This is a genomic window from Rhodoferax sp. (assembly GCF_018063565.1).
Lineage (GTDB): Bacteria > Pseudomonadota > Gammaproteobacteria > Burkholderiales > Burkholderiaceae_C > Rhodoferax.
Genome location: NZ_JAGPBB010000019.1, coordinates 39,824 through 50,225 on the forward strand (window position 1 = coordinate 39,824; position 10,402 = coordinate 50,225).

At 58.9% G+C, this 10,402-nt stretch carries 8 protein-coding genes; 3 read left to right on the forward strand and 5 right to left on the reverse strand.

Annotation, left to right across the window (positions count from 1 at the left end; translation table 11 throughout):
• The 4 genes from KBF66_RS06695 to KBF66_RS06710 all read right to left on the reverse strand — a co-directional run.
• On the reverse strand, positions 1-998 hold a 998-nt coding region (locus KBF66_RS06695), incomplete at its 3' end, for a mannitol dehydrogenase family protein (RefSeq protein ID WP_296654337.1).
• A 16-nt stretch (positions 999-1,014) separates the two neighbouring features.
• Positions 1,015-2,436, reverse strand: coding sequence for a glucuronate isomerase (gene uxaC, locus KBF66_RS06700; RefSeq protein WP_296654339.1), 1,422 nt, complete (start codon positions 2,434-2,436; stop codon positions 1,015-1,017).
• A gap of 222 nt (positions 2,437-2,658) precedes the next feature.
• Positions 2,659-4,974 (reverse strand): glycoside hydrolase family 3 N-terminal domain-containing protein, encoded by a 2,316-nt coding sequence (locus KBF66_RS06705; protein ID WP_296654342.1) that lies wholly within the window; start codon positions 4,972-4,974, stop codon positions 2,659-2,661.
• 200 nt (positions 4,975-5,174) lie between these two features.
• Positions 5,175-6,077, reverse strand: coding sequence for a LysR family transcriptional regulator (locus tag KBF66_RS06710; protein WP_296654344.1), 903 nt, complete (start codon positions 6,075-6,077; stop codon positions 5,175-5,177).
• A gap of 282 nt (positions 6,078-6,359) precedes the next feature.
• Between KBF66_RS06710 and KBF66_RS06715 the strand changes: the two genes are divergently transcribed.
• From KBF66_RS06715 to KBF66_RS06725, 3 genes are all read left to right on the forward strand, one after another.
• Complete coding sequence (locus KBF66_RS06715) at positions 6,360-7,874, forward strand: altronate dehydratase family protein (RefSeq protein ID WP_296654345.1); 1,515 nt, start codon at positions 6,360-6,362, stop codon at positions 7,872-7,874.
• Between the two features lie 80 nt (positions 7,875-7,954).
• Positions 7,955-8,641, forward strand: coding sequence for a bifunctional 4-hydroxy-2-oxoglutarate aldolase/2-dehydro-3-deoxy-phosphogluconate aldolase (locus KBF66_RS06720; protein ID WP_296654347.1), 687 nt, complete (start codon positions 7,955-7,957; stop codon positions 8,639-8,641).
• A 26-nt stretch (positions 8,642-8,667) separates the two neighbouring features.
• Entirely contained in the window at positions 8,668-9,768 is a 1,101-nt protein-coding gene (locus tag KBF66_RS06725; RefSeq protein WP_296654349.1) for a sugar kinase, read from the forward strand.
• A gap of 131 nt (positions 9,769-9,899) precedes the next feature.
• Here KBF66_RS06725 and KBF66_RS06730 read toward each other — a convergent pair.
• Positions 9,900-10,402, reverse strand: a 503-nt coding sequence (locus tag KBF66_RS06730; RefSeq protein WP_296654352.1) for a hypothetical protein, incomplete at its 5' end; no start/stop codon positions are given.

Consider the following 10,402-nt stretch of genomic DNA (forward strand, 5'->3'; position numbering starts at 1 on the left):
TCCACCCATAGTGGATCGAGCAAGGCGGTGATGAGCGGCAACTGCATTGCCTCGGCCACGGTTTCGCGACCCGTGAGCTGACCCAGGTAGGCCAGGGTGGAATGGGCACCATTGAGACAGCGCAATTTCATGTTCTCCCAGGACTCGATTTCGTCGGAGAACACGGCGCCACCCACCGTCCAGTCGGGGCGGCCCATGGTGAAATTGTCTTCGATCACCCATTGCACAAAGTCCTCGGTCACCACCGGCCAGGCGTCCTCGAGGCCAATCTGCGCGGTGATGCTGGCTCGGTCAGCATCGGTGGTGGCGGGCGTGATGCGATCCACCATGGTGCATGGGAACGACACCTGGTTGTTGATCCAGTCGCCCAGTTCAGCATCGACGGCGTGCGCAAAAGCCACCACTGCCGCTTTGGCGCGCTTGCCGTTGCTGGGCAGGTTGTCACAACTGAGGACGGTAAAGGGCGCAATACCCGCCGTCTTTCGGTGCTGCAAGGCAGACACGATCAAACCGAGAATGGTTTTGGGCGCACCGGGATTGGCAAGATCGGCCTGGATCGCCGGTGCCTGAAGCTGGAGTGCGCCACTGGCGGGGTCCAGGTAATAGCCCTTTTCTGTCACCGTCATGCTGACGATACGGGTGCTGGGCAAGCGCATGATGTCAAGCAGTTGACCGTCGTCGTCTTCACCACCGAGCACATCCAGAATCGAGCCAATGATCTGCACCTTGTTGCCCGAGGGCCCCATCACCGCCAGCGCATACAAGCCATCCTGTGGTTGCAGGGCATTTTTCATGCCCGATGACACGATACCCGCACCCACAATACCCCAGGCCAGATCGCCCGAGGCCAGTACCGCCTCGGTGTACATCGCCTGGTGAGCGCGGTGAAAGGCCCCCACACCCAGGTGCACGATGGCGCGCGCTACCTTGCTTCGGTCGTAGCCGGGCCGTTGCACGCTGGCAGGCAATTGATGGAGATTTTTTTCGCAAAGTTGCATGATGAAGATTCCAGATTCAATCGTTCACGCCGGGAATGGCAAAGTAGGCCTTGGCATTGCGGTAGCTGATGTCTTGCACCATGGCGCCAAAGGTATCGAAATCGGGAGGGATTTCACCCGCCTCCATCCAGCCTCCGACCAGTCCACAAAGGATGCGGCGGAAATACTCGTGGCGCGGGAAAGACAAAAAGCTGCGTGAATCGGTCAGCATGCCGACAAAACGAGACAACAACCCGAGGTTGCCCAGGCTGACCATCTGGCGGCGCATGCCTTCGATATGATCGTTGAACCACCAGGCCGAACCCACTTGGATCTTGCCGGGGCTGGAGCCATCCTGAAAACACCCCATCACCGTGCCCAAAACTTCCAGATCGTTGGGGTTGAGCGAATACAAAATGGTTTTGGGCAGCAGGCCGTCACTTTGCAGCGCGTTCATGAATACGGCCAGTTTGGCGGCAACCTGCTCGTCATTCACCGCGTCGTAACCCGTATCCGGCCCGAGCCGCTCAAACATGGCGGTGTTGAGGTTGCGGATGGCTGCCAGATGCAACTGCATGGCCCATCCACGGCGTGCGTTCATGCGACCCACTTCGAGCAGTACCGCCGTCTTGTAAATGTGACTTTCTTCCTGTGTGGGGGCCAGGCCTTGACGCATCTTGTCAAAGATGGCATGCACTGTGGCCGCGGGTGCCAAGCTGGCAAAGGGTGCCACCAGTCCATGATCCGACGCGCGTGCGCCCAGGTCATGAAACACCTGATGGCGACGATCGAGCGCACGGATGAGTGCCGGGTAACTGCTGATGTTTTCATCGGCGGCAGCGCCCAGACGGTCCAGATAGGCCTGCCATTCGCCCAGGTCGTCGGTAGCCAGTGCCCGGTCCGGGCGAAAGCTGGGCACCATCACCGGCTCACCACCTTGGCGGGTTTGAGCGTAGGCAAGGTGGTGTTCCAGTGTGTCAGCAGGGTCATCGGTGGTACCCACAGCCCGTACCTTCATGCGCATCAGCAAAGTGCGGGCGCCAAACTCCGGGCCGGCAAGCTGCGCGTTGCAGTTGTCCCAGATGTGCGGCGCAGATTGCTCATTGAGCGGCGTGTGAATGCCAAAGTAGCGCTGCAACTCAAGATGGGTCCAGTGGTACAGCGGGTTGCCGACCAGACGCGGCACGGTCCTGGCCCAGGCCAAGAAGGTGCGGTAATCCGGTTCGTGGCCGGTGATGTCGGCTTCTGGCACGCCATTGGAACGCATGGCGCGCCATTTGTAGTGGTCACCACCCAGCCAGGCGTGGGCAAGATTCTTGAAACCGGTGTTGTTGGCGATGTCGGCCGGTGGCAAATGGCAGTGGTAGTCGATGATCGGCATGGATGCCGCGTAGTCGTGAAACAGTCGCCGGGCACACTCGTCAGGCAGCAGGAAATCGGCATTCATGAAAGGCTTCATCGGCTAACTCGGCTTTGGTTGGTTTGGCACATTCGCTGCCAGCGATAGTCTTTATCGTTGGCGTGCGCGGACTTTACACCATTTAAAAAGATAATTCAATTAAAATGAAACAATGTTTTGTTAAATTGTCTACGGCTGAAAACTTGCCACCGACCATGATGTAATCGGCCGATGGGTGGCAAGGTTCGATGGTTAACTCCTAATGCGCAAACCGAAGTCCGTTCAGTAAGTCAGGCCGTAGCCGAACTTGTACAGCGCACCGTCGGTGGTCTCGTCAAAACCAGGCAAGTCCGACTTTTGCTCTTGCACGGCTTTCAGGGTCCTGGGCAAGGCAAACGGCAGCTTGCCCTGAGGTTTGAATTTGCCTGAGAGCACGTCCATCATCGCCACATCGGTGACACCAAAGGTGGCCAGGATGGCACCAGCGTTCTTCAGGCCACTGGCATCGTCCATGACATAGGGTGCGCGGAAGTAGATGCTCAGGATGACCTTTTTCGGGTCGCCGATCTCGGTCATGATGGCCTTGATGTCGGCCAGCGTCGGGTACATGCTGCGCGAGGTGGCCGCAGCCATGCCGGTGAAGCTGATGTCGCCAATCTCCCACGGCAAGGCACCGCCAAAGATGGTGCCCGGGCCTGTCACGCCGTTGCCAAAATACTCACCGTCAGAGCAGACCGCGTTGAGGGTCACGAACATGCGGCAGGGGTCTTCAGCACCCCAGGTGTTGCCGGTCAGCGGATTGAGCAACAGGGGGTTGTTGCCGGTGTTCACATCCTTGCTGTTGTAGGGTTTGGCAATGTCCTTGACCAGCACCCGTACCACGGCGTAGTCGGCACCCGCTGCGCTGGGACGCGCGGCGGTGGTGTAGTTGCCGTCGGTCACGGCATAGCCATATTTCTCGACATCGGCCTTGCCAAAACCAATGGTGTAAACCTTGGCACCCTCTTTCAGCGGCAACACCTTGGCACCGCTCGCCAGGGTGTCGTTTTTGAGCAGCACGACTGATTTTTTCTGCATCTCCAGCCCTTTGGCCCGGTTGGCATCCTGGCCAATCGTGCCAGTGGCCTTGCTGGCATCCATATAGGGGTTCTCAAACAGTCCCAACTGGAATTGCTCCTTGAGCAGGCTTTTTGCAGCTTGATTGACACGTTCTTCAGTGATCAGCTTGGCATCGAGCAAATCCTTGACGGTCTTGTTGGTGGCAAAGCCTGAAAGCGTGTCGGTGCCGCCATTGATGGCTGCGGCCACACGCTCGGGCACGGTCTTGTCTTCCAGGCCCCAGGCCATCGAATTGATGATGCCGGTGTCGGAATTCACATAACCTTTAAAGCCCAGCTTGGTGCGCAGCAGGTCGGTCACGATCGATTTCGAAAATGCGAAGCCGGTCAGCGGATAGGTCACACCGTCATAGGTCAGCGGGATCGGTGCCTTGCCAGCATCGCGCCCGGTCATCGGCACGCCGTAGTAAGGCATGATGGACGACACGCCAGCATCAATGGCAGCAACAAAAGGCTTCAGATGGTAGGCAAAGTTGCCGTCGTACTGCTGGAACTTGCCGAAGGAATAGTGCGGATCCATGCCCAGCTCTTGTGGGCCGCCACCGGGGAAGTGTTTCATGGTCAGCGCAACGGCCGTGGCCGCATTCACCGACGTGCCGTCCTTGATGACGCTGCCTTGCAGGCCCTGCACCAGCGACTTCATGATGTTGGCGTTGAGGTCCGCGTCTTCGGTGAAGACTTCATGGGCGCGGTACCAGCGCGGCTCGGTCAGCAGGTCGGCCATGTAGGTATAGGCGGCGCGCAAGCCAACGGCGTTGTATTCTTGTCCCATCACCCCGGTGAAGGTCTGGATGACCGACATGTCGCCGGTGGTGGCCTTGCCTTCTTTCAGAAACTGTTCACCCAGCGCCGCTGCAGCCAACCCGGCCTCTTTCGGGAACTGGGTAAACGCACCGGCACCGGCACCAATGCCCTGGCGTGGGTCGGTTTCTACGTGGTTGCGGGCGTTGTCCTTGAATACCAGCGGAATGCCCAGGCGGGTTTTTTCGGCCAATTCCTGCAATGCGTTGGTGTAGGTGGCCAGTTGCTGCGGCGTGACGACATAACCGCCACGGCCGGGTGTAAAGCTGCCATCACATGCGCTGGGTGTGGCCGATGCGGTGGAGCGCAGGATAAAACGCGTCATCTTCTGGGTGTTAATGTAGTTCTCGGCAGTGGCCGTTACAGCACCCCCGCAGCCTGCGTTGTTGTCGTTGATCATCATCATCCCGACTTTTTCTTCTGCAGTCATCTGCGACACCAGGTCGTTGATGCGCTCGTCAACACTCAGGCGCCAGTCTTCGTACTTGTCGAGTTTGCCGTTGGCGTTCAGGTCCTTGAACTGCTTGCCATCCGCCGTGATAAGGCTCTTGGCGCGGGCTGAAATCACCGGTTGGACCGGCTCGGTGGTGCTGTCGTTGCTGCCGCCACAAGCACTCAAAAGTGCCGTCATCACGGCGCTGGCTACTGCCGTCTTACGCGCGCTGAACATCTGATGCATATCGTTTCTCCAGGATTTGTAATTGAATCTCCGCCAGGGTTTGCCCAGGGTGTCAACGGACAGGGGCGTCTGACAGGTTTTGACTCTTGGGAAAAGTTCCGGCACCAGGGCACCAGGGCACCAGGTCAACTCTCACCACCGTGTCGAAAAAAATTCTAGGTGGCGGTGCACACCGCAGTCCAATGCTGTTCGCGAATGCTTCAATACCTTGTCGGTATCGGCTGATCACCGTGTCTGAAATCGCGGATACACGCCAGCAAGGCGGCCAGCAGCGGCGACGTCTCATCTTTGCGGTAGACGCAATGCAGGTCGATGGTAGACGCAATCTCTGGCGCCAGCGGCAGAAACACCACGTCGGGCAGCTTCAGGTTGAGCACCGAGGCTGGCACCAGCGAACAGCCAAAACCACCGGCCACCATGACCACGGCCGAAATCATGTCGGCCGCCTTGTGGACGATGACCGGGCTGAAATTTTGCAGCCGGAACAACTCCTGACTGGCAAAGAACACGCTTTGATCCTGCTCACCGATGAGTGGCTCAACCCGAAGGTCCGCCATGGTGATGCTGGTTCTTTGCGCCAGCGGATTGCGCTGGTTCACGGCAAACCACAGTGGCTCCTGGCTGACCAGCTCCGATTGCAGTTCCGGCAGCGGGCGGAAATAACGGTCAAACGCGATGGTGATGCGCCCTTGCTGCAAGGCTTCGAGCTGGCGATTTTTTGGCGCGTTGTGCAACACCACATTGGCATGGGGACAGGCCTGGGAAAAATTGCTCAGCAGGCGTGGAATCACGTCGAGCATCGCTGAGCCAAAGATGCCGATGTCGATTCGCCCCTCCTTGCCTGCTGCGACACGCCTGATTTGTTCGGTTGCCAGTTCCACGTGGGCACTGATGTTTTGGGCATGTGTCAGCAGTGCCGTGCCGGCCTGGGTGAGTTCCACGCCTGAACTGGTGCGCCGAAACAACTGAACGCCCAGTTCTTCCTCAAGGGATTGAATGTGCCGGGTCAGCGGTGGCTGTGTGATGTGCAGCCGCTCGGCAGCGCGCCCGATATTGCGCTCTTCCGCCGTGACGATAAAAAACTTGAGCCTGCGAATATCCACATCCTGCCTCGCGTTGAAACAACCCACCGAAGTTCAGAGCGCATGGTACCTTGATCAGGGGGAGTCGAACACGCCAAGGTATCGCTTCATGCTGCAAAGGTATTGGATGTGGCGGTTGTCTCAAAACGATAATTTTCAGTATCCACGACACTTTGAAAATGCCATTCATGAAAAATGAAAATATGTTTCAAAAAAGATTGAACGCTGTTTGCTTTTGTCGTATATTCGCCCGATCTGCTGTTGACCTGTGTCGGGTCGACGCCACTCGCCGAGAAACCTCAGATGCTCCAGTCACCATTCATTCGCCTGCACGCCAACGATGATGTGCTGATTGCCACCCGCCAACTGTTACCCGGCGAGTCGATGGCCTCAGAACAGGTTGCTGTGCGCGAACCGGTTCCGGCCGGGCATAAGCTGGCATTGCGTGACCTGGCGCAGGGGCAGCCAGTGCGCCGCTACAACCAGATCATTGGTTTTACCACCACCGACATTCGCGCGGGCGGGCACGTGCATTCACACAACCTCGGTATGGGCGAATTCGAGCGCGACTACGCCATCGGCCAAGGCATCAGTGACTTGCCCAAGATCGAGCATCCGGCCACTTTCATGGGGTACCAGCGACCCAACGGCAAGGTTGGCACCCGCAATTACATTGCTGTGATGGCGTCGGTGAACTGCTCGGCCACCGTGGTGCGGGCCATTGCCAATCACTTCAGTTCCGAACGTTTGGCCGGCTATTCCCATATCGACGGAGTGCTGGCGCTACCCCATCCGCTGGGCTGTGGCTTGGGCGCGGTGGGCGAAGGCATGACGCTTTTGCGCCGCACCCTGGTGGGCTATGCCAAACATCCCAACTTTGCCGGTGTGCTGTTTGTCGGCTTGGGCTGCGAGCAAAACCAGATTGCACCGATGATCGAGATGGTAGGGGCGCATGAGCCTGGCATGCTGCAAAGTCTGGTAATGCAAGCCGAAGGCGGCACCACGGCGGCCATCAAGAAAGGCATTGCCATGGTCGGCGCCATGCTCGATCGCGCCAATGCCTGCCGTCGCACCGAGGTACCGGTGGGGCACCTGATCGTCGGGCTCAACTGCGGCGGCTCGGATGGCTACTCCGGCATCACCGCCAACCCGGCCCTCGGCGGTGCCTCCGACCTGCTGGTGGCAAACGGTGGTACCACGATTCTGTCGGAAACCCCGGAGATCTACGGTGCCGAGCATTTGCTGACGCGCCGCGCCGCCAGCCCGGAGATTGCGCACAAGCTCATCGCCCGCATCGACTGGTGGAAGAGCTACACCACGCGCAACGGCGGCGAGATGAACAACAACCCGTCGGTCGGCAACAAGGCGGGTGGGCTGACCACCATTCTCGAAAAATCATTGGGTGCGGTGGCCAAAGGCGGCACCAGCACGCTGCAAGGCGTCTTTGAGTACGCCGAACAGGTCGATGCCAAGGGATTTGTCTATATGGATACACCGGGTTACGACCCGGTGTCGGCCACGGGCCAGGCGGCAGGCGGCGCCCAGATCATCTGCTTTACCACCGGGCGCGGCTCAGCCTTTGGCTGTGCGGGTGTGCCCACCATCAAACTGGCGACCAACAACGCGCTGTTTGAGCGCATGCGCGACGACATGGATGTGAACTGTGGCGACCTGATCACCGGCACCCCCATGGCCGAAATCAGCCAACGCATTTTTGACGCCATCATCCGCCACGCCTCGGGCGAGAAAGTGCGCAGTGAGGAACTGGGCTACGGGCACGACGAGTTCCTGCCGTGGCAGGTTGGCGTCGTCATGTAGACGCAAATTCAATAGCATGAGTTGCAGTTCTTAAAAGGGCTGCAAGCATTTTTTAACCAAATTACTTCAGGAGTATCAATATGGCAGCTAAAGATCGTATGGCAGTGCTTTCGGCAATGATGGACCAAAGCATCATCCCCGTTTTTTATCACCCGGACGTGGAACTGTGCAAAAACGTCATCCAGGCCTGCGCCAACGCCGGCGCGAAGTGTGTCGAGTTCACCAATCGGGGTGACTTTGCTGCGCACGTTTTTTATGAGGTGACGCGTCACTTTGCCAAGGCCGACCCGTCGGTGATCATGGGTGTGGGCTCGATCGTGGATGCACCCACGGCGGCCCTGTTCATTGCCAATGGCGCCAAGTTTGTCGTCGGCCCCTTGCTCAATGCCGAGGTGGCCAAGGTGTGCAACCGCCGTGGCATCCCCTACAGCCCGGGCTGCGGTTCAGCCACCGAGATTGGCGACGCACAGGAGTTGGGTGTGGAGATCGTCAAGGTGTTCCCGGGTTCGTCAGTGGGCGGGCCTGACTTTGTCAAGAGCGTGATGGGCCCGATGCCCTGGACGCGCATCATGCCCACCGGCGGGGTTGAGCCCACCGAGGACAGTTTGCGCAAATGGTTTGGCGCCGGCATTGTGGCGTGTGGCATTGGTTCCAACATGATCACCAAAAAGCTGCTCGACGCCAAGGACTTTGCCGGCATTGAAGACAACGTGCGCAAGACCATCGCACTGTCCAAAACCATCAAGGCGGAACTGGCTGCCAAATAAGCCACGCAACATCAGGAGCACCCAAAATGTCTGAACTCATCATCAAATCTGCGGCGCAAACCAAATGGGACTGTGCCTCGTTCGGCGAAGTCATGCTGCGCTTTGACCCCGGCTTTGGCCGTGTGCGCAATGCGCGCAGCTTCCAGGTCTGGGAGGGTGGCGGTGAATACAACGTGGCGCGCGCCATGCGCAAGTGCTGGGGCAAACGCGCCGCCGTGGTCACGGCCCTACCCAAGAATGACTTGGGCTGGCTGGTGGAAGACCTGATCATGCAAGGCGGCGTGGACATGAGTCACCTGATCTGGCGCGACTTTGACGGTCTGGGCAAAAACACCCGCGTCGGCCTGAATTTCACGGAAAAAGGCTACGGCATTCGCCCGGCGCTGGGCTGCTCGGACCGGGGCCACTCGGCCGCTTCACAAATCAAACCCGGAGAAGTGAACTGGGAAAAGCTGTTTGGCGAAGAAGGCGTGCGCTGGTTCCACACCGGCGGCATTTTTGCCGCGCTGGCCAGCAACACCGCAGAAGCGGTGATTGAAGCGGTACAGGCCGCCAAGAAATATGGCACGGTGGTGGCGTATGACCTGAACTACCGCGCGTCCCTGTGGAAGAGCCAGGGCGGCAAGGACGCCGCGCAGCGCGTGAACCGCGAAATTGCCAAGTATGTGGATGTGATGATCGGCAACGAGGAAGACTTTACCGCCTGCCTGGGCTTTGAGGTCGAAGGCGCCGATGAGCACCTGACGAACATCGAGACCGAGAGCTTCAAGAAGATGATCCAGACCGCTGTGGCGGCGTTCCCCAACTTCAAGGTGGCGGCCACCACGTTGCGCAAGGCCACCACCGCCACGCTCAACGACTGGTCGGCGCTGCTGTACTACAACGGCGAGTTGTTCCAGTCGATGAAGCGCGACAACCTGGAGATTTACGACCGGGTCGGGGGTGGTGACGGCTTTGCGTCTGGCCTGGCCTACGGTTTCCTGGAAGGCAAGGGTGCCCAGGCGGCCGTGGAGTACGGTGCCGCCCACGGCGCGCTGGCCATGACGACACCGGGCGACACCTCGATGGTGCGGGTGGAAGAGGTTGAGGCCGCCATGAAGGGCAAGGGCGCGCGGGTCATTCGGTGAGTTTCTGAGCCGTTTTTGCCTCTAGCGCTTATGGATAAAGCGCTAACAGCTATGCTTTCTGAGTTAAATCGCGGTTATTCCGGGGTCGACTTGAGGTCGACTTCGGCAGACCAAGGCGTGAACCAAAGGCTTTAATCGGCGACCATGCCCCGGTTTTGTGGCACGGTGCAAGGACATACGGCATACGGGCAAGCCAATGGTCCGTCGTTCAAACGAAACGTTTGGGCGTAGATATTGCCCAGGTAGTTCTCGCCGTGTCGTTTGGCCGGATAGCAGGCATACGCATCCCCCTTGGGATGCAGGATGAAATAGCGAAACCCGGCGTGGCATGACTTGCCCTGGTGGGAGTAGCCACGATTCATCCCAGACGGGCCCACCAGGTCGGCAAAAGCCCGATCAAGCTTCCAGCGGTCGATCAGCCCATAGTTCGCCGGGCGGCCGTTGATCCGCATGAGCTGCGGGTAAAACTTCAAACCGGATGCCTCAAACGCGCGGCGAAGTTCGGCTGCCTCGCCAATTCGCCCCGGTTGAACCACATGGTTCACCACAAAACTTGACTTGGGCATGGCCGACAACACCTGCTTTACCGCTGCTGCCTTGGTTAGAAAGGTCTCAGCGCTGGTTTCTTCCAAAT

What these genes read in the sequence shown, in the direction of transcription:
- KBF66_RS06720 (WP_296654347.1), top strand. Translation starts at nt 7,955, where the DNA reads ATGGCAGCTAAAGATCGTATGGCAGTGCTTTCGGCAATGATGGACCAA.
- KBF66_RS06715 (WP_296654345.1), top strand. Translation starts at nt 6,360, where the DNA reads ATGCTCCAGTCACCATTCATTCGCCTGCACGCCAACGATGATGTGCTG.
- KBF66_RS06725 (WP_296654349.1), top strand. Translation starts at nt 8,668, where the DNA reads ATGTCTGAACTCATCATCAAATCTGCGGCGCAAACCAAATGGGACTGT.
- KBF66_RS06705 (WP_296654342.1), bottom strand. Translation starts at nt 4,974, where the DNA reads ATGCATCAGATGTTCAGCGCGCGTAAGACGGCAGTAGCCAGCGCCGTG.
- uxaC (WP_296654339.1), bottom strand. Translation starts at nt 2,436, where the DNA reads ATGAAGCCTTTCATGAATGCCGATTTCCTGCTGCCTGACGAGTGTGCC.